Here is a 21,378-nt window from a genome sequence, read left to right on the forward strand (position 1 = left end):
ATTTCTGCTGGTTGCCACGTAAGAGGGACACTCATAGGCGGGGCGTCGAATCCGAAGGTACGGTTCGCGACGGTGTGGGATTGGTTAGAGACCTACGCCGTGTCCGTCCCTGCATCTGGATCCGCCCCCCAGCAGGCAAGGTGGCATGAGTTCAGCCCCTCCCGAAGAAGTCAGGACCGTTCCCGGTGCAGGAAGACGGGAGCGGCGCAAGCTTGCCCGCAAGTGGATGAACGCTGTCGGGTCCACCACCTACATCCCTTTGGCCGCCGAAGAACTAGAGCACCAGTTGCGCCAGCTCGTGCATCGGCTGCACGACGCTGTGACCGCCGAGCCGTTCGCGCCGGAGCAGGCGGCGGTCGTCGGTGCGCGGCTGGTGGATCTGCACTGCACCGGGCCGTCGAGTTTGAGGACGTCGTTGGCGCTGCTCGGTGGGGCGCTGTTGTCGTCGTCGGAGTTGCAGCGCGTCGAAGGTCTTACGACGCGGGTCATGGCGGTGCTCGGCGCGGTCGCGTCCGGTTACGTGGACGCGGCGCAGCTCCTGGTGCTCCAGCAGCAGGAGAGCGTCAGCCAGGCGCTGCTGATAGCGACGAAGGCCGCCCAGTGGGACCTGAAGGTGAGCGAGGCGCTGGCCGACGAGGTGTTCGCGTCCTCGATCAGCGGGATCGCGGTCATCGATCTGGAAGGGCGGTTCGTCCGGGTCAACTCCGCGTTGGAGGAGATCATCGGCAGCACCACCAGGGAGTTGGCGGGTCTTCCGCTCACCGATGTCGTGCACCCGGAGGACGGCGCCGAGCTGCTTGCCGCGTTCCGGGATCTGCTCGACGGTGTGCACCAGCGGGTTCCGCTGCGGCCACGGCTCGTGCGCAAGGACGGTGAGGTGCTCGGTGGCACGCTTGCCGTGGCGCTGCTGCGCGACTCGGATGGTGATCCGGGGCAGTTCGTGGTGGTCGTGGAGGACGTCAGCGAGCTGACCCTGCTCGGTACCCAGCTCAGCCACCAGGCGCTGCACGATCCGTTGACCGGTCTGCCGAACCGGCAGTTCTTCACCACGAGGATGGAGACCATCCTGGGGCAGGCCGACCCGGTCGCGGGGGTGACGCTCTACCACCTCGATCTGGACGCGTTCTCGGTCGTCACGGATGGTCTGGGTCGTCGGGTCGGTGATTAGCTGCTGAAGGTCGTCGCTGATCGGTTGGGTGTGGTGTTCACCGCTGAGAAGGCGATGGTCGCGCGGCTCGACGGCGCCGAGTTCGCGGTGCTGGTGGAGAACGGTGCGTCCACTCCTGGCGTTGTTGCCACGGTCGACCGGATCAACGGGGAGTTGGCCGAGCCGGTTTACCTGGAGGGGCACGGGATCGCCGTGTCCGCGAGCATCGGTGTGGTCGATCGGCCGTCGTCGGTCGATCCCGTGGAGCTGTTGCGCGCTTCGCACCTGACGTTGCGGCGGGCCAAGAGGAGTGGGCGCAGGCAGTGGGGGATGTTCGACGCCGGCCGTGACGCGGCGGATCGCGCGAGGTTCGCGTTGGCGGCGGTGATGCCGGGTGCTTGGGAGTCCGGGGAGATCGACATCGTGTTCCGGCCCGAGCACCGGTTGGTGGACAACGAGATCACGGGGCTCACCGCTCTGCTGCGCTGGACGCATCCTGAGCAAGGGGTCATCGAGCACGAGCGGTGCGTGGAGCTGGCGGAGACGACGGGGCTGATGCTGCCGTTGGGGACGTGGTTGCTGCGCGGAGCCGCTGAGCGGATTCGGTGGTGGCAGGAGGCCGGTGGTGGTGACCTGCCGTTGTCGGTGGGGCTGACCGCTAGTCAGGCAACGGATCAGGATCTGGTCGGCAACGTGTTGAGGGTGCTTGGTGATACGGGGTTGTCCGCGGGGTCGTTGAGGCTGGGGCTGCCGTCGGGGTTGTTGGTGGCTGATCATGACGATGCTGTGGACAACTTGACGGTGTTGGCGGACGCGGGGGTGCGGACGGCGATGGATGGGTTCACGGGGTCGGTGGGGGAGTTCGCTTGTTTGGAGGTGCTGCCGGTGCGGGAGGTGTGGATTCCGCGCTGGGAGGTGTGCGGGGAGAGGAACCCGATCACTACGCGGGTGTTGGGGGATTTGGTGGCGGTGGCGCACTTGGCCGGTGCTGTGGTGGTTGTTGATGGGGTGGACACGGGGGAGTTGGCGGAGTGGTGGCGGGGGGCGGGGGCGGATGTTGGGGTGGGGGCGTATTTCGGGGAGCCTGCTGGGTTGGGGGAGTGAGGGGGCGCCGGTTGTTCGGTGTGGCTTGGGTTTTGTGCGGGGAGCGCTGGCTGAGCCCGGCCCCCGCAGCGCGATTGTCTCAATGCACCACCACCGTTTGTCAAGGCGGGAAAGATGCCTTGACAAACGGTGGTGGTGCAGGAGGGCGCTGTGTATCGGGGGCAGGGGGAGGTCTGGCTCCGCTTGTGTCGGCTGTGCCGGTTTAGGGCACCTCGCTGCGCGTCGGTAGGGCGGCGGGCGCTCCGCGCCGGATGCTGGTGGCCGGCTGCGCCGATGAGGTGTCCTCGCTGGCGTCTGGTGTGGGTGGTCGGCTTGGCCGGTTAAGCCTTTTCGCGGCCGGTTAGGTAGACGAGTGCGAGGCTGATGCCGGCGATGGTGAAGTTCTGCAAGGCTGGTTGGAGGCCGTTCCAGGTCTTGGACTGCCACATCTGGAACCATTCGCCGCCGATGACGATGAAGCCGCCGCCGAACAGCAGCAGTTGCATGACGAGGCCGGTTGAGGACAGCCGGCGGGCGGTGGTCGCGTCGCGTCCGCTGAACATGACCCGTAGCCAGGAGACGAAGGCTGCCGTGAGGATGATCGCCGTGACGGCCTCCCAGGCGATGATCAGCACGTAGGCGATGGTGACCAGGGCGGGGGTGGTGATCGCGCGCCACATCACGTTGGGCGAGTTGAACGTGGTGTCCATCGCGAACACGTGCTCGACGAACGCGCGGTTCGTCCCGTAGTCGGTGATGTTCCCGAACACGACGAGGAGCAGGTAGAGCGCGGTGATCGCGGTGACGACGGCGGCCACGGTGTGCGGGCCGCCGACCCTGGCAAGAAGACGCATGGCCGGGACCCTACGCAGACGGCTTGAGCCCGACCCCTATTCGCACTGAAGTGGCTTCGGCGTCCGTTCGGCCCAACTGGGCTCTCACGCTGGGTGTTCGGGTGCTCGCAGTCGGTCAGAACACCTCGGGTTTGATCTTCGAAGGATTCGCGGGCTCTACGCGCAGGGCGGGTCGTAGCTGAGCTGGGGCAGGTGTCGTTGCCACAGGTCCTCGTTGAGCACTCCCTTGGTGATGGCGCAGACCCGCGTGATCGCGTGGTCCTCGTCCAGGTCCCACAGGCGGACCGTGGCGTCGAGGCTGGTGGACGTCAGGTTGCGCCCGTCCGGGCTGAACGCGACGCCGGTGACGGTGGCGTCGTGTCCGGAAAGGGCCTGGCCGATGGCGGTGGGGTGGTTCACGTCGTGCACGTCCCACAGCCGGATCGTCCTGTCGTCGCTGGTGGTCGCCAGCCGGGTCCCGTCCGGGCTGAACGCCGCCGAGGTCGTGGACTCCCCGTGCCCGGTGAGCGTCGGGCCGACCTGCTTGATCCTGTCGCGGTCCCCGATGTCCCACAGCCGCACCGTTTTGTCGTCGCTCGTCGTGGCGAGCGTGCGGCCGTCGGGGCTCATCGCGGCGCCGCTGATGGGCGCGCTGTGGCCGATCACGGCCTGGCCGATCTGGTGCGCGGAGTTCGGGTCGCGCACGTCGTAGAGCCGGATCGTCTTGTCGGCGCTCGTGACGACGAGGGTTTCGCCGTCGGGGGTGAACTCGGCGTACTCGATGTACCCGTCGGGTCCGAGGAGCGCCTCCCCCAGCGGTTTCGGCTTGGCGGAATCGGTGATGTCCCACAGCCGCAACGACTTGTCGGTCTGGCCGGTCAGCAGCTTGGTCCCGTCCGGGCTGAACGCGACGCGCGCCATGTACCTGGTCTGGAGCTCCAGCGGCACGCCGACCAGCCTGGGCCTGGTCGGGTCGCTGATGTCCCACAGCCGCACGGTCTTGTCCTCGCCGCTGGAGGCGAGCAGCCGCCCGTCCGGGCTGAGCGCGAGGGTCCACACCCCCGCGTCGTGGGCGACGACGGGCGGGCCCAGCGGTTGCGGGTCGGCGGGGTCGGACAGGTCCCACAGCCGGATCGTGTGGTCGTCGCCCGCGGTGATCAGCAGCTTGCCGTCCTCGCTGTAGAGCGGCGCGGCCGTCTGCCCGCTGTGGCCGACCAGCACCGACGACGGCAGCGACCACAGCCGGACGATCTGGTCGGCGCTGCCGGTGGCGAGGCTGCGCCCGTCCGGGCTGAACCCGACGGCGAACACGGTGCTGTTGCGGCCGGACAGCGGGCTGCTCAGCGACTGCGGCTTGGCGGGGTCGGTGACGTTCCACAGCCGGGTGGTGCTGTCGGCGCTGCCGGTCGCGAGCATGCGCCCGTCCGGGCTGAACGCGACCGACCAGACGCTGCCCTTGTGGTCGGTGAGCGGGCGGCCCAGCGGCAGGGGCTTCGCCGGGTCGGTCACGTTCCACAGGTGCACGGTCTTGTCGTCGCTGCCGGTGGCCAGCGTGCGGCCGTCGGGGCTGAACGCGACCGAGTGGATCGTGCCGTCGTAACCGGTCAGCGGAACCCCGAGGGTTTTCGGGGCCAGCGGGTCGTCGAGGTTCCAGAGCACGATGGTGCGGTCGTCGCCGCCGACCGCGAGCACCTTCCCCGTGTGGTCGAAGGCGATGGACCGGACCGCGGCGGTGTGCTCGCCCAGCGGCGCGCCGAGCGGTTTCGCGGCCGCCGGGTCGCTCACGTCCCACAGCCGCGAGGTGTGGTCCTCGTTCGCGGTGGCGAGCAGCTTGCCGTCCGGGCTGAACGCGAGCAGGTAGATCGTGCCGTTGTCGCCGTCCAGCGGCGCGCCGATCCGCCGGGGGCGCCCGATGTCGGTGACGTCCCACAGGATCACCGTCTTGTCGTCGCCCGCGGTGGCGAGCGTCCTGCCGTCCGGGCTGAACACCGCCGAGCTGACCCAGCTCTTGTGCCCCAGCAGCGGTTCGCCCAGCGGCCGGGGGTTCTCGCGGTCGCTCACGTCCCACAGCCGCACGGTGTTGTCGTAGCTCGCGGTGGCAAGCGTTTTCCCGTCGGGGCTGAACGTCGTCAGGTACACCGCGCCGGTGTGCCCGGCCAGCGGCATGGCCAGCGGTGACGTCTCCGTCGACACCAGCCGGGTGTAGACGTCCTGGTCGTCGGGCCGCATCCGGTGCGCGACCAGGTCGAGCTGCGCGGACAGCGACGGATCGCTTTCCTGGAGCCGGTTCGCCTCCGCCACGACCCCGCGGAACACGGCCTCGTCGCGTTCGCGCACGGCCAGCACGGCGGCCGTGCCCGCGATGAGGGCGAGCACCACCACCGAGGCGACGGCGGCCCGCCGGATCCACGTCGACCGGGTGCGCTGCTGGCTGGACACGGCGAGGAAGTCGTCCGCCACGGCGGTCAGCGAACCGGGCTCCGCGCCGTCGGCCCACTGCCTCGCGGTCTCCAGCCGGGCGCCGCGGTAGAGCAGCGACGAGTCGCGCTCCTGCACCGCCCAGGTGGCCGCGTCCTCCTCCAGCCGCTGCCGCAGCAGGGTGCCCTCGCGGTCCTGGTCGACCCAGGTCCGCAACCGGGGCCACGCCTGGAGCAGCGCCTCGTGGGTGATCTCGACCGAGCCCGCGTCGAGCGTCACGAGCCGGGCCCTGGCCAGCACCTCCAGCGCCTCCTCGGCGGCCGACGGGTTGGCCGCCTGCTCCACCAGTTCGTGCCGGGTGGACCGCCTGCGGGTGTCCTGGGTGTCGTCGCCGACCCTGACCAGGCGCAGCAGCAACGACCGCGCGGCCTGCTGGGCGGCGGGGTCGAGGTCGGCCCACGCGCGTTCGGCCGTCGCCGCGACGGCGCCCTGGATGCCGCCCGCGCCGCGGTACCCGGTGATCGTGAGCTTCCCGGCCTGCCTGCGCTGCCAGGTCGCGAGCAGCGCGTGCGACAGCAGCGGCAGCGCGCCCGCGTCGTAGGCGCCCTGCCTGCCCTGCGGCCTGCCGCTGCGCACGCCGAGGTCGCGCAGCATCAGCTCGATCAGGCCGGGTTCGAGTTGCAGGCCCGCGGCCTTCGCGGGCCGGGACACCGCCTCGCGCAGCTCGGCCGACGTCATCGGGCCGAGCACCATCTGCCGGTCCTGCAACGCGTCGGCCAGTTCCGGGTAGGCGAGGCAGCGGCCGTAGAAGTCGGCGCGCACGCCCAGCACGACCAGCGCCGGTGGTGTGCCGCCGGGCAGCGACGGGGTGCACGCGGCGTGCAGGGCCTGCACGAACACCTGGAGCCGGGCCTCGTCGCCGCCGAGGGTGAAGGCCTCCTCGAACTGGTCGACGACCAGCACCAGCCGATCCGCGCCGTGCCGGGTCGCGAACGCCGAGAACGAGGCCCGGATCTGGGTGGCGAACCGCATGACGCCCATCAGCGTCTGGCCGATGGACGTCTCCGCGCTCTGGCCGCCGGCGAGCAGGTCCTGGTCCATCCCGTCCAGGCCCAGCGCCAGGTCGAGCGCGTCCGCGAGCTCGGGCACCTGGTGCGACAGCTCCTTGAGCGGGTCCGCGCCCGGCGTCATCAGCACGACCGGCCACTGCGTCGAACCGTCGACGCCGAGGCCGCCGCGGGCGATGGACGGAATCATCCCGGCGCGCACGAGAGACGATTTACCGGCACCGGAAGCGCCGACCAGCATCACTATTCCACTGGTGTCGACCGCGTTCCCGAGCCTGTTCACCAATGCGGTCGTGCTGCGTTCCCGACCGAAGAACCACCCGGAATCCTCGGGGCGGAAAGCGGCCAATCCGCGATAAGGGCAAAGGCCGGATTCACCATTGGGCAATTCCTCTTCCGCGGATTCCCCGCCCGCCACCGGACTCGCCTGCGCCTCCTCCCACAAAGCGCGCCACGCGGCCACGTCGTAGAGGTCCGGGACGGCGGGCCGCGGGTGCGCCTTGCGGGCCTCGCCGATGAGGACCTCGAGCACCACCGACAGCGCCGCGAAGCGCGCGGGCACGTTGCGACCACGGCGCCAATCGCTGACCCGCTGCGCTGTCGCGCGCACCGGGCGGTCGCGCTCGTCGGTGCGCCGAGCACGGGTCACCGACTCGGTGACCTTCTTCAGCGGGGGGTCGCCCGCCTCCGCGTAGAGCAGGGCGAACCTCTCGGCGAACACCCCGCGCGGTCCCATACCCGGACCGGAACTGCTCATCCGCTGGCCTGCCATCCGTTGTGGATCCGGACCGGAAAACCCGATTGGAGCGTGTGATCAGGTCTTTTGTCGGCCTCCATAAGTCTGCGCGGTCCACCTTAACGACTTCCCCTGCCAAGCTGCTCCACGACGTTCCGCCCACCTAGTCGGTAGTGCGAAGGAGACCTGATTCCAGTGGTTTCACAGTCGACTGACGAATACCGCGGGGCGTTCGCCGCTGAGAGGTCCTGGGGGTCTTCTCAGTGGTTGCGACCCGGTCGCTGGACCGGTGCGGCAACCTGACCGCAGGCCACCCGGCCCGGCGGCGGTCCTACCAACCGCCGTCGGGACCGGGGTGTGCCCGGTGCTCCGGCTGGTCCTCGATCTGCAGACGCTGGGTCGGGTCGAGATCCCGTTGGGGAGCCTCGTCCGACTGGTCGCCGCGGAGTGACGCCGGAGCTGTACCGCCGAAGCCGCCTCGGATTCCCGTGGCGGCTTCGGCATGTCACCATCCGTTCGCGATAACCGTCCACCCCCTCGTGGGCGGGGTCGTCGCCCGCCGCTTTCGGGCCATCCGGATATCGGTCGACCAACGCGCCGTCGCGTGGCATGACGACCGCCCGCGCGGTCCGTTCCGGACTCGGATGTCCAATGCCCGCAACGAGTTCAGTAACAGCGTTTATGAACCCCCTTCGGGTTCTTCGGCGACTTCGCGGACCGGGTGCGCGTCGTCCGGGCGCCGGGACGCGGGTGACAATGGCGGTGTGGCTACGGGAGAAGACCTGCGGTGGCTGGCGCGGACGCTGCCGCGCGCCTCGGAACACCTGGTCCGCGACCGGCCCAAGTTCCGGGTCGGCGCGATCGTCTACGCGGCGCTGTCGCCCGACGAGCGGACCCTGGGCTTCGCGTTCCCCAAGGAGGAGCGCGCGGCCCTGGTCGCGGGCGAGCCTGCCAAGTTCTCGATGCCCCGCGAGTCGGACCTGCGGTTCAACTGGGTCCACGGCCGGATGGAAGCCCTGTCCGCGGAGGAGCTGACCGAACTCGTCGTCGACGCGTGGCTCATGGTGGTCCCGAAGAAGGTCGGCAAGGCCTACCTGGAGTCGCGCCTGCCGGACGTCGTGCCCTGAGCGTGATGTCGTTTTCCCGCGAGCCCCCGGCCTTCCGGTCGCGCAGACTGGTCGCATGCACACCGATGTGGAGCGTTGCGTCCGCGCCGTCCAGTCCAAGGACGAGCGCTTCGACGGCTGGTTCTTCACGGCCGTGCTCACCACCGGCATCTACTGCAGGCCGAGCTGCCCCGTCGTGCCGCCCAAGGTCGAGAACATGGTGTTCCACCCCAGCGCGGCCTCGGCGCAGCAGGCGGGTTTCCGCGCCTGCAAGCGGTGCAGGCCCGACGCGTCGCCGGGTTCGCCGCTGTGGAACGAGCGCGCCGACCTCGTCGCCCGCGCCATGCGCCTGATCGCCGACGGCCTGGTCGACCGCGAAGGCGTGCCGGGCCTCGCGGCCAGGCTCGGCTACAGCGTGCGCCAGATCGAACGCCAGCTGTCCGCCGAACTCGGCGCGGGTCCGCTGGCACTGGCCAAGGCCCAGCGCGCGCAGACCGCGCGGCTGCTCATCGAGACCACCGCGCTGCCGATGGGCGACCTGGCGCACGCCTCCGGGTTCGCCAGCGTGCGGACGTTCAACGAGACCGTCCGCGAGGTCTTCGCCCTGACCCCCAGCGAACTCCGCGCCCGCGCCAAGGGCCCCGGCACGCAGACACCGGGCGTCATCTCGCTGCGCCTCCCGTTCCGCCGTCCCCTGTTCCCCGACAACCTCTTCGGCCACCTCGTCGCGACCGGTGTGCCCGGCGTCGAGGAGTGGCGCGACGGCGCCTACCGCCGCACCCTGCGCCTGCCGCACGGCCACGGCATCGCCTCCCTGCGCCCGACCCCGGACCACATCGACTGCAAGCTCGCCCTCACCGACCTGCGCGACCTCACCACGGCCATCAACCGCTGCCGCTGGCTCCTCGACCTCGACGCCGACCCGGTGGCCGTGGACGACCAGCTGTCCTCGGACCCGGTGCTGGCGCCGCTGGTGCTCAAGACCCCAGGCCGCCGCGTCCCGCGCACCACCGACCCGGAGGAACTGTCCATCCGCGCCGTCCTCGGCCAACAGGTCTCCACCGCGGCCGCCCGCACCCACGCCGCCCGCCTGGTCGTGGCGCACGGCGACCCCGTCACCGACCGCGACGGCGGCCTCACGCACCTCTTCCCCACCACGGAAGCCCTGGCGGAGCTGGACCCCGAGGCCCTGGCCATGCCCCGCACCCGCCGCGCCACCCTCATCGGCCTGGTCGAAGCCCTGCCCGACCTGGGCCTGAGCATCGGCGGCGACTGGCAGCGCGCGAGGGCCGAACTGCTGGCACTGCCCGGCATCGGCCCGTGGACGGTCGAAACCATCGCCATGCGCGCCCTCGGCGACCCCGACGCCTTCGTCGCCACCGACCTGGGCGTCCGCCTGGCCGCCGAATCCCTCGGCCTCCCCACCAAGCCCGCGGACCTCGTCCGCCGCTCGACCCAGTGGTCCCCCTGGCGCGCCTACGCCGTCCAGCACCTCTGGGCCACCGGCGACCACCCCGTCAACCGCATGCCCGTCTGACCAAGGAACCCGATGCCCTTCCACACCACGATCGACAGCCCCATCGGCCTCCTCACCCTGGTGGCCGTCGACGAAGGACTGACCGGTCTGTACATGGTGGAGCAGCGCCACCGCCCTCCGCAGGAGACGTTCGGCCACCCCGACGCCACCCCGTTCCCCGCCGTGGTCGAGCAGCTCGCCGAGTACTTCTCCGGCGACCGCACCGACTTCGACCTGCCGCTGGCGATGAAGGGCACGCCCTTCCAGCGGTCCGTCTGGGACGAACTGACCAGGATCCCCTACGGCGAGACCATCTCCTACGGCGAACTCGCCGGACGCCTGGGCAACATCTCCGCCTCCCGCGCCGTGGGCCTGGCCAACGGCAAGAACCCGATCAGCGTCATCGTCCCCTGCCACCGGGTCGTGGGGTCGACCGGCGACCTCACGGGTTACGGTGGCGGCATCGAGCGCAAACGGCACCTGCTCGCGTTCGAGAAGAAGGTCGGCGGAGCGACCCTGTTCTGACCCGCACGGACCTCCGGGCACCTCGTGGAAAAGCCGGCGGAGATTTTTCCGTTATCCCCGGCCACCAGGGACATCTCCTGGTCAGAGGACCTGGAACCCGGCGAGTGAGGTGGGCATGGCGGTACCCGTGGAACCCGGTGTCGTGACGGTGGTGGCCGCACGCGACGGTGACCAGCGCGCGCTCGACGAGCTGGTCGCCGGGTACCTGCCCCTGGTCTACAACATCGTGGGCCACGCCCTGGGCGGTCACGCCGACACCGACGACGTCGTCCAGGAGACGATGCTGCGCGCGGTGAACGGGCTGTCGTCGCTGCGCGACCCGGCGGGCTTCCGGTCGTGGCTCGTGGTGATCGCGATGAACCAGATCCGCGAACGCCACCGCGCCCACCAGCGCGTGCCGGTGTCCGGTGAGATCCCCGAGGACCTGGCCGACCCCGGCGCCGACTTCGTGGACCTGACGATCATGCGCCTCCAGCTGTCCGGGCAGCGCCGCGAGGTCGTCGCGGCGACCCGGTGGCTCAGCGAGGACGAGCGCGAGCTGCTGTCGCTGTGGTGGCTGGAGGCGGCCGGGAGGCTGACCCGCACCGAGGTGGCCGAGGCGCTCAACCTGACCCCGCAGCACACCGCCGTGCGGGTGCAGCGGGTGAAGGGCCAGCTCGACGCGGCCCGGATCGTGGTGCGGTCGCTGGAGAGGAAGCCGCGCTGCCCGGAGCTGGCCGAGGTCGTCGTCGACTGGGACGGCGACCCGAGCGCCCTGTGGCGCAAGCGGATCGCCCGGCACACCCGGAGCTGCGCGCGGTGCGAGCGCGTCACCACCGACCTCGCGGCCGTCGAGGGCCTGATCGCCCGGCTGCCGCTCGTGCCGCTGCCCGCTGCCCTCGGCCTCTGGCAGCCGCTGGGCGCCGTCGGGTCGCACGCCGTGCTGTCGCAGACCGCCATGGCCCCGGTCACCGCGGGCAAGTTCGCCGTGTTCATGCAGGGCGCGCTGGTCAAGCCGATCGCGGCCGCCGCCGCTGCCGTGCTCGCCGCCGGGGTGGCCGTCACCGTCGTGCTGCCGTCGTCGGAGGAGCCGGTGGCGCAGGCGGTCTCGATCACCTCCAGCGCCGCGCCGACGAGCATCCTGCCCGCGGAGGTCGCGCCCTCACCGGTGTCGAGCCCGTCGTCGGTCCCGCCGACCACGACCACCACCGTCGCGCCCGCCCCGCCGCCGCCCGCCGCCCCCGTGACGGCGTCGGTGAAGAAGGGCGTCAGCACGTGGAACTTCGACGGCGTCACCAAAGCGCTCGGCGACGTGCGCGCGGGCTGGTACTACAACTGGGCGTCGACCCCCGAGGGGATCGCGGCGCCGCCGAACGTCGAGTTCGTCCCGATGATCTGGGGCGAGAAGTCCATGGACCAGGCCAACCTGGACCGGGCGAAGGCGAACGGCAAGGTGCTGCTCGGGTTCAACGAGCCCGACTTCCCCGAGCAGGCCAACATGACCCCGGAGCGGGCGCTCGACCTGTGGCCCCAGCTCCAGGCCACCGGGCTGCGGCTCGGCGCGCCCAGCGTCGGGCACAGCGGTGACAAGGAAGGCGCGTGGCTCGACCGGTTCATGACCGGTGCGGCCCAGCGCGGCCTGCGCGTCGACTTCATCCCGATCCACTGGTACGGCTCCGACTTCGGCGCCGCGGCCGTGGGCCAGCTCAAGAACTACGTCGAGGCCGTCCACGCCCGGTACGGCAAACCGGTGTGGCTGACCGAGTACTCGCTCATCGACTTCGCGGGCGGCACCCCGCGCTACCCGAACCAGACCGAGCTGGCCGCGTTCGCCCGCGGTTCCGCCTCGATGCTGGAAGGCCTCCCGTACGTCGAGCGGTACGCCTGGTTCGCGCTCCCCGCGGAGAAGCCCGGCACCGGTCTCTACGCGCCCGGCGGCACCCCGAACCAGGCGGGCGAGGCGTACCGCGACGCGGGCTGAGCCTCCCCGTCCCGCCCTTCCGCTCTCTTCCCCCTGCCCGAAAACGTCCCGCGGCACGTTCCCGGTGCCCTCGAAAGGACAACGATGACCCACGTACTGCCCCCGTCGGCCTTCAAGCGGTGGCGCGGCCGCATCGCCGTGCTCTCCGCCGTCGTGGTCGCGGGCTCCGCGGTGACCGTGAACGCGATCTTCGCCGCGACCGCCCCGCCCCCGCCCGACCTGCTGTCCCAGGGCAAGGCCGTCACCGCGTCCTCCCTGGAGGGCGACCAGTTCACCGCCGACCGCGCGGTCGACGGCGACACCGGCAGCCGCTGGTCCAGCGCCTTCCAGGACCCGCAGTGGATCCAGGTCGACCTCGGCTCCGACGCCGCGATCTCCAAGGTCGTGCTGAACTGGGAACGCGCGTCCGCGAAGGACTTCACCGTCCAGACGTCCGGTGACGCGACCACGTGGACCACGATCTCCACGGTCGTGGACGGCGACGGCGGTGTCGAGACCCTCGACGTCACCGGGTCCGGCCGGTACGTGCGGCTCAACGCCACCAAGCGCTCCACCCAGTACGGCGTGTCGCTGTGGGAGTTCCAGGTGTTCGGCAAGGCGGGCGCGGTGACCGGCCCGACCACGTCGTCGGGCGCCACCGGGTCGCCGACCTCGGAGACCTCGTCCGACGCGCCGACGACCACCACGACGACGACGGCCGCGAGCCCGACGCAGGGCACGCCGACCGCCCAGCCGACGAGCACCACCCGCAAGCCGATCCCGCCGGGCGCCGTGCGCGTCGCGGAGTTCGTGGCGGAGTGCGGGTTCAGCCACCGGCTGCCCGACGACCCGATCGTCTTCCCGAAGCTCGCGGGCGCCTCGCACCTGCACACGTTCTTCGGCAACACCTCGACCAACGCGCACTCGGACACCGACACGCTGATGGCGGCCGACACCAAGTGCGACCCGGTGGAGGACAAGACCGCCTACTGGACGCCCACGCTGCTGGTCGACGGCCAGCCGGTCGACCCACCCACCTCCACGTTCTACTACCTCGGCGAGGGCGTGCGCGACGACGTGACCGCGCGCATCCAGCCCATCCCGGTCGGCCTGCGGATGATCGCGGGCAACGCGAAGGCGACCGGCCCCGAGGACACGAAGACCCGCTGGGACTGCAACGGCGCGAACGTGGCCCCGTCGCACGACTTCCCGAGCTGCCCTGCCGGGTCGAAGCTCCAGTCCTACCTGGACTTCCCGCAGTGCTGGGACGGCAAGAACCTCGACTCCGCGGACCACAAGTCGCACGTGGCCTACCCGGTCGGCGGCGACTGCCCGGCCACGCACCCGGTGCCGATCCCCAAGATCCGCCAGGTCGTGAACTTCCCGGTGTCCGGTGTGGACGCTTCGCGGATCAAGCTGTCCTCGGGTCCCGGCTACACCTACCACATGGACTTCATGAACGGCTGGCCCGCGGCGGAGATGGAGCGCAGGGTGCACGACTGCATCAACCAGATCGTCAAGTGCGGCCACGACGGAAACCCGTGATGAAGTCCTTGTCGCGCAACACCTTCGCGGCACTCGCGGTGTGCGGGCTGCTGGCGGGCTGCGGCGCCGGGGACGGGAGTCCCGCGGCGGCGTCCAGCGCCGTCAGCACCCCGCCCTCCGGGGAGCTGACGCCGACCGACCTGGCGTACGTGGAACTCGCCATCCCGCAGAACGAGTCCGCGCTGGCCGCCGCCGAGCTGACGCTCAAGCGGCCGGGTTCGGCCCCGGCGCTGCTCGCCCTCGCGCAGCGGATCGACTCCCGCTACCGCGACGAGCTGACCAGGCTGAACGGCGTGCTCAGCGCGGCGGGCGTGGTGAACGACGACCAGCACGAGGGCCACGACATGCCCGGCATGATCACCGAACTCGAGCTGCGGGCGCTCGACCAGGCCCAGGGCGGGGCGTTCGACGAGGGCATGACCGCCGCGTTGCGCACCCAGGTCCAGGAGGCGCTGACCGTGGCGCGCTCCGAACTGTCCGCGGGCACCGCCAAGCCCGTGCTCGAACTCGGCGCTGACATCGAGCGCAACCGAACGGAACTCCTGTCCCTGCTGGGAGCTCCGTAGCAGAGGACCGCGGGTGGTCCGCTTTCGCCGAGCGGGCCACCCGCGGTCCCCGCCCCTCGCGTCAGGACGGCCGGGTGTACCGGTGCTTCACGCCGACCGGGAAGTGCGTCGGATCCCCGGCGGCCTTGAGGACGACCTCCGGCAGCCGCCGTTCGGCGGGCACGTAGTTCGCGAACTCGCTGTTGAGCCGGAGCAGCTGGTCGCGGATGGCGATGGCGATGACACCCGCGTCCCCGGTCCGGCCCGGCGCCAGCTCGACCGTGACCCGCAGCCGGGTGTCCTCGTCGGCGTCGGACGCGGTCTCCAGCACGAACTTCCCCGTCACCCAGTCGCTGATCCCCGGCTGCTCAAGGCCGACCGTCACGTTCTCCGGGTAGACGTTCGCGCCGAAGAACGACACGGTGAACAGCGACCGGCCGAACACGTAGACGAACGGCAGGTCGTTGTCGACCTCCGGGTGGAAGTCGTGGCGGGCGCAGAACTCCAGCAGCTCCGCGGACGTGAGCACGCCGCCGTCGTCCGCGATGTGGTAGCGGATGAGCGGGACGCCGTTGTCGCCGGAGAACAGCAGGGTCCCCTCCCGCGCCTCGAAGAACCGGCTGGCGGGGTCGTACTGGACCAGCGTCGGCAGCCGCGAGTCGCCGAACAGCTCCTTCGCCAGGATCGGCCGGGCGGCCAGGAAGCGCCGGATCGACACCGACAACGGCGTCTCGTTGCCGAGCACCCCCGCGTCCGCCGTGCCGTAGAGCGACGCGGAATCCCTGACCGGGTCGGACATCCCGGCCCGCCTACCGACCAGGTCGCGCCACGACTCGCTGAACACCTCGCCGGCCAGCACCAGCTTCACCGCGTGCCGCGACCAGTCGAACCCGTTCGCCACCCCGGTGTCGACCACGTCCTTCACGAACGGCGGGTAGCCCAGCAGCACCACCTGGTCGAAGTGGTGCGCCAACTCCGGCAGCACCCGCAGGATCTCGGCCTTGTTGTTGCCCGGCGCGACCACCGTGATCGGGTAGCCCTTCGCGGCCAGGTGTCGCACGCACGCCGTGGTGAACAGGCCGCCGACCCACGTGCCGAGCGGGAAGCAGACCACCGCGAGGGTGCTGCGCTCGTGGGCGCGGAAGCCGTCGCGGAACACCTGCTCGAACCGGCGGGCGATCTCCAGCTCGTCGGTGAGCGACCGCGGCCACGCGGTCGGACTGCCGCTCGACCCGGACGACACCGCGATCATGTCGCACCCGTCCAACCGCCCGTCGCGGCACAGCTCCGGCAGCGGGTAGCGCTGGTGGTAGGTGGTCTTGTCGGTGAGCGGCAGCGCCCGGAAGTCGTCCATCGTCACGACGAGGGCCGGGTCGACCCCGTGCTCATCGAGGAACTTCCGGTAGGCGGGCACGGTCGCGGCCACCCGGTGGAACAGCTCCAGCACGGACTCCTCGGCTCTGGTGCCCGCGAAGAACGACCCGAACCCCTCGACCACCCGCGCCCCGCGATCGGTATCCATCCGGTCACCCTAGGCTCGCGGCCATGTGGCGGCGGATCCCGATCAGCGACGAAGTCCTGGGCAGACCCCGCAGGGTGCGCGGGATCAAGAGCAGTCCGCGGTCGCGGGTGTGGTCCGCGGAGTTCGACGGCACGCCCGCCGTGGTCAAGCAGTCGATCGGCGGCCCGAACGCGGGGGAGCGGTACGAGCGCGAGGTGACGGGCCTGCGGCTCGCCGCGCGCGCCGACCCCCGGCTGGCGCCGCGCCTGCTCGGCGTGCAGCCGGACGAGCGGATCATGGTGCTGGAACGCGTGCCCGTCCGGCGCCGGGTGTCGCCGAGCTGGGTGGCCTACGCCGAGGGGCTGGCGCGGTTGCACGGGGTCACCACGGCCGAGGACGCCGGGGCGCTGCCCGCGGCCGACGTGCCGACGGCCGACGACCTGGCCGCGTTCCGGCGGGTCTGCGCGGAGTTCGGGCTGACCGCGCCCGACGACGAGCTGGAACCGCTGCCGGAACGGCTGTCCGGCGGCCACCAGCTGATCCACGGCGACCCGTGCGTCGGCAACGCGCTGCCCATCGAGGGGCGGACGTGGTTCCTCGACTTCGAGCACGCCGCGCTGGGCAACGGGCTGACCGAGCTGGCCTACCTGCGGATCGGCTTCCCGACGTGCTGGAACACCGCCGTGGTGCCGGAAGCCGCGCTGGCGGAGGCGGAGGCCGCCTACCGCGCGCTGCGCCCGGACCAGGAGGGCACCGTCGCGGAGCACTGCGTCGGCTGGCTGCTGCGCGGGGACGCACTGGTCGAGCGCGCCCACCGCGACGGCCGCGACCACCTGGGGCGCCTGCTCGTCGAGGACTGGAAGTGGGGGTGGGTCGGCGCGCGTCAGCGGTTCGCGCACCGGCTCGGCGTCGTCGCCCGGTTCACCGAACCGGAGTTCGCGGCGACCAGCGCGCTGGCGTCCGCGCTGCGGGACCGGGTGGTCGCGCGGTGGCCGGAGGCGGCCCGGCCACCGCGCGAGGTGGTTCAGATCTTGGAGTGATTCAGGATCGCGGGCACCACGTCGTCCCAGGACGAGCGGGGCAGCTCGTGACCGACGCCCGGCAGCGTGACCAACGTGGCCCTGGGGATCTCGTTGAGCAGCGCGTGCGCGTGCTCGAGCCCGAACAGCGGGTCCTCGGTGCCGTGCAGCACCAGCGTGGGGGCGCGCACCTCGTCCAGCCGCTCCCGCCACGGCTCGCCGCCGCCGATCACCTGGTGGTTGTTCGACGAGCGGAAGTTCGACGTGCGGTCGAAGTCCCGCTCCACACCGGCCCGCGCGGCCTGCTCGTCGAACTCGCCGACGGTGAACCAGCGCACCACCCCGACCACCTGGTCGACGACCGACGCGCGGTCCGACCAGTCGGGCTCGGTCAGGCCGGTGAAGAAGGCGACGGCCTCCTCCGAGACCGGCGGGAGGTCGTCGGAACCGGGGCCCGCGGGGCTGGTCGAGATCAGCGTGAGCGTCGTGACCCGCTCCGGGTACTCCAGCGCCACGAGTTGCGCGATCCCGCCGCCCATCGAGATGCCGACGACGTGGGCCGACTCGACGCCCAGCGCGTCGAGCACGCCCACGGCGTCGTCGACGAGGTCGTTGAACTCGTACCCCGGCTCACCGGGCGGGTAGATGACCGAGCGGCCGGTGTCGCGCGCGTCGTAGCGGATGACGAACCGGCCGGTCAGCCGTTCGCAGAAGTCCTCGTCCCACGACGTCATGGAACTCGCCGAGCCCGCGATGAGCAGGACCGCGGGATCGGTCGGCTCGCCGAAGGTCTGCACGCACAGTTCGACGCCGTTGACGGGGAGCAGTTTTTCGCCGGTCATGGTGGTGAGCGTACGTACCGGCGCCCGTTTTCGAGGGCGTTCGGGCCGGTGGCACCGGTGGCGCCACCGGCCGGGGCGCGTCAGCGGCTGGAGAACCGGATGTGGTTCCCGGACGGGTCGCGGAACGCGCAGTCCCGCACGCCGTAGGGCTGGTCGATCGGCTCCTGCGTCACCTCGGCGCCCGACGCGCGGACCTTCTCGAAGTCCCCGTCCAGGTCGGGGGTGGTGAAGATGAGTCCGGGCAGCGACCCCTTCGCGAGCAGCTCCTTGAGCACCTCGACGTCCTGCGGCGCCCGCGCCATGCCGACCTGCTCCAGCATGATCTCCACGTTCGGCTGGTCGGGCGGACCGACGGAGAGCCAGCGGAAGGTGTCGAACATCGTGTCGGCCCGGACTTCGAGACCGAGCACGTCGCGGTAGAAGACGAGCGCCTCGTCCTGGTCGCGGACTTGCAGGAACGTGTGCGAAACCTTGAGGTCCATGCGGAAAACGCTACGTCGGGAACCCGTGATGGCGCTTCTCAGATCCTGATCGGTCGGGTGACGGCCTTCGCCCAGCAGGCGGGCACCCGCGCCGTGGCCCCGTGGTCACGAGCCCGGTACGCGCTCGGCGACTCGCCCACCAGATCGCTGAACCGCGAGCTGAACGACCCGAGCGACGTGCACCCCACCGCCACGCACACCTCGGTCACGCTCAGGTCCCCCCGCCGCAGCAACGCCTTCGCCCGCTCGATCCGCCGGGTCATCAGGTAGTTGTACGGTGTCTCCCCGTAGGCCGCCCGGAACTGCCGCGAGAAGTGCCCGGTCGACATCAACGCCGCCCGCGCCATCGCGGGCACGTCCAACGGCCGCGCGTACTCCCGATCCATCAGGTCCCGCGCACGCCGCAGGTGGGCAAGGTCTTCGAACGCCACACCCCAGCATCCCACCGCCCACCGACAACGAACACCGGCCTTCCGCCCCCACCCGGCCGCAGTCGCCCTTGACCCGACTCGACCCGGCCCCGGCTCCGGCCTGACCTGATCTGGCTCCGGCCCGGCCCCGACCGCCCTCAACCCGACCTCCACCAGGCCCCGACCGCCCTCGCCCCGGCCCCAGCCTCCCTCGCCCCGGCCCCAGCCTCCCTCGCCCCGGCCCCGGCCGCCCCCGACCCGCCGAAAACTGTCGTACCCCACCCGTAGCCTCGGATTCGGGGGGTGCTCACGACAGGAGTACCCCTGCGGAGCATCCCCGCAGGCGGCCGACGCCCCCCGAACCACGGACCGCTGGTCCCGTGGCAAGAGACCGCCGGGCTGATTAGGTTGCACCCCGTGACGCCACCAGACGACGACTTCCAGCGCGCCCGGCGCCCCGAGCAGGTGCGGGCGCGACGGGCCGCGATCCTGGAGACCGCGTCGGCGATGCTGCGCGAACGCCCGGTCGCCGAGATCAGCCTGCGCGAGCTGAGCCACCGGGTCGGCCTGGCGAAGTCGAACGTGCTGCGGTACTTCGACAGCCGCGAGGCGATCTTCCTGGAGTTGCTGGACCGGAACTGGCGGGAGTGGCTCGACGAGCTCGACCCCGAGCTGCGCGACCTACCGGAACCGGAGCCGACCCCCTTCGCCCGCGAGATCGCCGTGGCCACCGCCGTCGCGACCTCGCTCATCGCGAAACCGCTCCTGTGCGAACTGGTGAGCGCCACCCTGGCGGTCCTGGAGCGCAACATCCCCGTCGAGTTCGCCCGCGTTTTCAAGCGCCGGGTCGTGGACAACAGCAACCGGTTCGCCACCTTGGTCGCCCGCGAGGTCCCCGGCCTGTCCGACGCCAAGGTCACCCACTACGCGGGCGCGGTGTTCGTCCTGGTCGCGGGCCTGTGGCCGTGCGCGAACCCGACGGAGGCCGTCGCGACCGCCATGGCGGAGATGGGCCTGCCGCCCGCGGGCCGGATGTTCGTCGACGGCCTCACCGACGGGCTGGTGCACCAGCTCATCGGGCTGAGCGCAGCACCAGGACGCTGATCTCGCTCGGCGCGAACACCCGGAACGGCGGACCCCAGAAGCCGGAGCCGCGGCTCGTGTAGAGCTGCGTGCGCTCGCCGTGCGAGCTGAGCCCGTGCAGCACGGGCTGGTCGACCCGCACGAGGTAGTGGAACGGCCAGATCTGGCCGCCGTGGGTGTGCCCGGAGAGCTGTAGATCCACTCCGGCCCGCACGGCCACCGGCACCTGCTTGGGCTGGTGCGCCAGCAGCACGACCGGGTCGTCGGGGTCGGTGCCCGCCAGCGCGGCCTCGATGTCGGGGCCGTGTCCGGTCAGCGTGGAGCCGGTCCCGGTGGGGTCGTCGATCCCGGCGAACACCAGCCGGTCGCCGCCGCGCTCCACGACCCGGTGCCGGTTGTGCATCGGCTCCCAGCCGAGGGTCTCCATGTGGTCGAGCCAGCCCTGCGCCTCGTTGTAGTACTCGTGGTTGCCGGTGATGTAGAGCTTCGCCTCGGTGGCGCGCACGGTGCCGAGCGGGTCGACCTGCCCGCGCCGCTGCACGACCATGCCGTCGGCCAGGTCGCCGGTGTGGCACACGACGTCGGCGTCCAGCTCGTTGATCGCCGCGGCGAGCCCGATGGACCACTTGGTGCGCTCCAGCGGCCCGTAGTGGGTGTCGGTGATGACGACGACCCGCAGCCCGTCGAGCCCGCGGCCCAGTCGGGGCACCACGATCTCGGTGGTCCTGATCCTCGGTACCCGCATCGCCTCGACGTAGCCGTGGACCAGCAGCGCGACCGTCACCACCAGGACGAACACGACCACGATCCGCGCCCGGTCGGGGTTCTCCACACCCGCCAGCGCCAGCACGAGCCGCAGCACGTGGCCGATCAGCGTCCAGACGAACAGCACCCAGACCGCGCCCAGCGTGATGTCCGAGATCCTGGACGCCCAGTCCACGTGGTGCCGCCCGTGCCCCCGCACCATCAGGAACGGGAAGCCGACCAGCGCCACCGCGAACAGCGCCGTGCCCACGACGACCACCGCGGTCGGCCAGTCCGGCCCGACCGCCACCAGCGCCGCCCACGGCACCCCGAACAGCAGTGCCAACACCAGGACGAGCAAGAGCCCTCGGCGCATCAGCTTCCTCCGCCTGTCGCGGTGGGACGTCCACCTGCCCTCACGGTACGGAAGCGCTCCCACGGCCGCTCACGGCGTCGTGGGGGCCGTTGCCGGGCATTCCAGGACGCGCGTCGGGCGTCCTGGTTGCCGACCACTTCCGGCGGGCGGCCGAGGGGGTGGTCCGGCGGGTTGTGAACCGGAGCGGCCGGCGCCCCGTAGTACCCGTCGTGGAACCGGAGAACACGCAGGTAACGGCGATCTTGCGCCATTCGGGGCCGTTGACACCCTGTGTGAGCGCCCTTGAGGTAAACGTGATGCGCGTCACCTATAGGTGGTCCACTGGTTGCCTTCGGCGGTGACATCACGTTACGTTCCCGGCCGCAGGTCACGGTTCGGTCACTGAATGGACTCGGAGTTCGCCCCCCGGCTGCTCCCCCTGGATCCCCCGCCAGGCGTCCTCGACCGAACTCCCCGACGCA

General features: G+C 71.2%; 16 protein-coding genes and 1 pseudogene. 10 read left to right on the forward strand and 7 right to left on the reverse strand.

The window, feature by feature from the left end; all coding sequences use genetic code 11:
• Positions 1 to 487: 487 nt before the first annotated feature.
• Positions 488 to 2,251, forward strand: a pseudogene (locus RM788_RS53045) (putative bifunctional diguanylate cyclase/phosphodiesterase).
• A 320-nt stretch (positions 2,252 to 2,571) separates the two neighbouring features.
• Here the strand turns inward: RM788_RS53045 and RM788_RS28360 are convergent.
• A complete protein-coding gene (locus RM788_RS28360) occupies positions 2,572 to 3,084 on the reverse strand; it encodes a DUF2165 domain-containing protein (protein WP_315920657.1) in 513 nt (170 codons plus the stop codon).
• A 156-nt stretch (positions 3,085 to 3,240) separates the two neighbouring features.
• Positions 3,241 to 7,305 (reverse strand): nSTAND1 domain-containing NTPase, encoded by a 4,065-nt coding sequence (locus RM788_RS28365; RefSeq protein ID WP_315920659.1) that lies wholly within the window; start codon positions 7,303 to 7,305, stop codon positions 3,241 to 3,243.
• Between the two features lie 268 nt (positions 7,306 to 7,573).
• Between RM788_RS28365 and RM788_RS28370 the strand changes: the two genes are divergently transcribed.
• The 7 genes from RM788_RS28370 to RM788_RS28400 all read left to right on the forward strand — a co-directional run bounded on the left by RM788_RS28370 (position 7,574) and on the right by RM788_RS28400 (position 14,481).
• Positions 7,574 to 7,735, forward strand: coding sequence for a hypothetical protein (locus tag RM788_RS28370; RefSeq protein ID WP_315920661.1), 162 nt, complete (start codon positions 7,574 to 7,576; stop codon positions 7,733 to 7,735).
• Between the two features lie 313 nt (positions 7,736 to 8,048).
• A complete protein-coding gene (locus tag RM788_RS28375; protein WP_315920663.1) occupies positions 8,049 to 8,411 on the forward strand; it encodes an MmcQ/YjbR family DNA-binding protein in 363 nt (120 codons plus the stop codon).
• Positions 8,412 to 8,466: 55 nt separating this feature from the next.
• A complete protein-coding gene (locus RM788_RS28380; protein WP_315920665.1) occupies positions 8,467 to 9,927 on the forward strand; it encodes an AlkA N-terminal domain-containing protein in 1,461 nt (486 codons plus the stop codon).
• Between the two features lie 12 nt (positions 9,928 to 9,939).
• Positions 9,940 to 10,431, forward strand: coding sequence for a methylated-DNA--[protein]-cysteine S-methyltransferase (locus RM788_RS28385; RefSeq protein WP_315920667.1), 492 nt, complete (start codon positions 9,940 to 9,942; stop codon positions 10,429 to 10,431).
• Between the two features lie 115 nt (positions 10,432 to 10,546).
• A complete protein-coding gene (locus tag RM788_RS28390) occupies positions 10,547 to 12,391 on the forward strand; it encodes a sigma-70 family RNA polymerase sigma factor (protein WP_315920669.1) in 1,845 nt (614 codons plus the stop codon).
• Positions 12,392 to 12,475: 84 nt separating this feature from the next.
• Positions 12,476 to 13,915, forward strand: coding sequence for a DUF1996 domain-containing protein (locus RM788_RS28395; protein ID WP_315920671.1), 1,440 nt, complete (start codon positions 12,476 to 12,478; stop codon positions 13,913 to 13,915).
• Entirely contained in the window at positions 13,915 to 14,481 is a 567-nt protein-coding gene (locus tag RM788_RS28400) for a DUF305 domain-containing protein (protein ID WP_315920673.1), read from the forward strand. Before RM788_RS28395 ends, RM788_RS28400 begins: the two co-directional genes overlap by 1 nt.
• 61 nt (positions 14,482 to 14,542) lie before the next feature.
• On the opposite strand, the gene RM788_RS28405 is transcribed toward RM788_RS28400, so the two are convergent.
• Entirely contained in the window at positions 14,543 to 15,982 is a 1,440-nt protein-coding gene (locus tag RM788_RS28405) for a phenylacetate--CoA ligase family protein (RefSeq protein ID WP_315920675.1), read from the reverse strand.
• A gap of 23 nt (positions 15,983 to 16,005) precedes the next feature.
• On the opposite strand from RM788_RS28405, the gene RM788_RS28410 reads away from it, so the two are divergent.
• Entirely contained in the window at positions 16,006 to 17,001 is a 996-nt protein-coding gene (locus RM788_RS28410; RefSeq protein WP_315920677.1) for a hypothetical protein, read from the forward strand.
• On the opposite strand, the gene RM788_RS28415 is transcribed toward RM788_RS28410, so the two are convergent.
• The 3 genes from RM788_RS28415 to RM788_RS28425 all read right to left on the reverse strand — a co-directional run bounded on the left by RM788_RS28415 (position 16,986) and on the right by RM788_RS28425 (position 18,690).
• Entirely contained in the window at positions 16,986 to 17,822 is an 837-nt protein-coding gene (locus RM788_RS28415; protein ID WP_315920679.1) for an alpha/beta fold hydrolase, read from the reverse strand. The genes RM788_RS28410 and RM788_RS28415 overlap by 16 nt on opposite strands.
• A gap of 80 nt (positions 17,823 to 17,902) precedes the next feature.
• On the reverse strand, positions 17,903 to 18,304 hold the full coding sequence (locus RM788_RS28420; RefSeq protein WP_315920681.1) for a VOC family protein: 402 nt from the start codon (positions 18,302 to 18,304) through the stop codon (positions 17,903 to 17,905).
• Positions 18,305 to 18,342: 38 nt separating this feature from the next.
• Positions 18,343 to 18,690: a helix-turn-helix transcriptional regulator gene (locus tag RM788_RS28425; protein ID WP_399345104.1), complete on the reverse strand. Its 348-nt coding sequence runs from the start codon at positions 18,688 to 18,690 to the stop codon at positions 18,343 to 18,345.
• 441 nt (positions 18,691 to 19,131) lie between these two features.
• Here RM788_RS28425 and RM788_RS28430 point away from each other — a divergent pair, with 441 nt between their 5' ends.
• The gene (locus RM788_RS28430; RefSeq protein WP_315920685.1) at positions 19,132 to 19,818 is read left to right on the forward strand and encodes a TetR/AcrR family transcriptional regulator; all 687 of its coding nucleotides are present in this window, start codon (positions 19,132 to 19,134) and stop codon (positions 19,816 to 19,818) included.
• Here RM788_RS28430 and RM788_RS28435 read toward each other — a convergent pair.
• A complete protein-coding gene (locus tag RM788_RS28435) occupies positions 19,787 to 20,917 on the reverse strand; it encodes a metallophosphoesterase (RefSeq protein ID WP_315920687.1) in 1,131 nt (376 codons plus the stop codon). The genes RM788_RS28430 and RM788_RS28435 overlap by 32 nt on opposite strands.
• Positions 20,918 to 21,378: the final 461 nt, after the last annotated feature.

The sequence above is a fragment of the Umezawaea sp. Da 62-37 genome (assembly GCF_032460545.1).
Taxonomy (GTDB): Bacteria; Actinomycetota; Actinomycetes; order Mycobacteriales; family Pseudonocardiaceae; genus Umezawaea.

Excerpts from the sequence above, each read along its gene's own strand:
- RM788_RS28360 (WP_315920657.1), bottom strand. The coding sequence starts at position 3,084 with ATGCGTCTTCTTGCCAGGGTCGGCGGCCCGCACACCGTGGCCGCCGTC.
- RM788_RS28365 (WP_315920659.1), bottom strand. The coding sequence starts at position 7,305 with ATGAGCAGTTCCGGTCCGGGTATGGGACCGCGCGGGGTGTTCGCCGAG.
- RM788_RS28380 (WP_315920665.1), top strand. The coding sequence starts at position 8,467 with ATGCACACCGATGTGGAGCGTTGCGTCCGCGCCGTCCAGTCCAAGGAC.
- RM788_RS28385 (WP_315920667.1), top strand. The coding sequence starts at position 9,940 with ATGCCCTTCCACACCACGATCGACAGCCCCATCGGCCTCCTCACCCTG.
- RM788_RS28390 (WP_315920669.1), top strand. The coding sequence starts at position 10,547 with ATGGCGGTACCCGTGGAACCCGGTGTCGTGACGGTGGTGGCCGCACGC.
- RM788_RS28395 (WP_315920671.1), top strand. The coding sequence starts at position 12,476 with ATGACCCACGTACTGCCCCCGTCGGCCTTCAAGCGGTGGCGCGGCCGC.
- RM788_RS28400 (WP_315920673.1), top strand. The coding sequence starts at position 13,915 with ATGAAGTCCTTGTCGCGCAACACCTTCGCGGCACTCGCGGTGTGCGGG.
- RM788_RS28405 (WP_315920675.1), bottom strand. The coding sequence starts at position 15,982 with ATGGATACCGATCGCGGGGCGCGGGTGGTCGAGGGGTTCGGGTCGTTC.
- RM788_RS28410 (WP_315920677.1), top strand. The coding sequence starts at position 16,006 with ATGTGGCGGCGGATCCCGATCAGCGACGAAGTCCTGGGCAGACCCCGC.
- RM788_RS28415 (WP_315920679.1), bottom strand. The coding sequence starts at position 17,822 with ATGACCGGCGAAAAACTGCTCCCCGTCAACGGCGTCGAACTGTGCGTG.
- RM788_RS28420 (WP_315920681.1), bottom strand. The coding sequence starts at position 18,304 with ATGGACCTCAAGGTTTCGCACACGTTCCTGCAAGTCCGCGACCAGGAC.
- RM788_RS28425 (WP_399345104.1), bottom strand. The coding sequence starts at position 18,690 with ATGGATCGGGAGTACGCGCGGCCGTTGGACGTGCCCGCGATGGCGCGG.
- RM788_RS28435 (WP_315920687.1), bottom strand. The coding sequence starts at position 20,917 with ATGCGCCGAGGGCTCTTGCTCGTCCTGGTGTTGGCACTGCTGTTCGGG.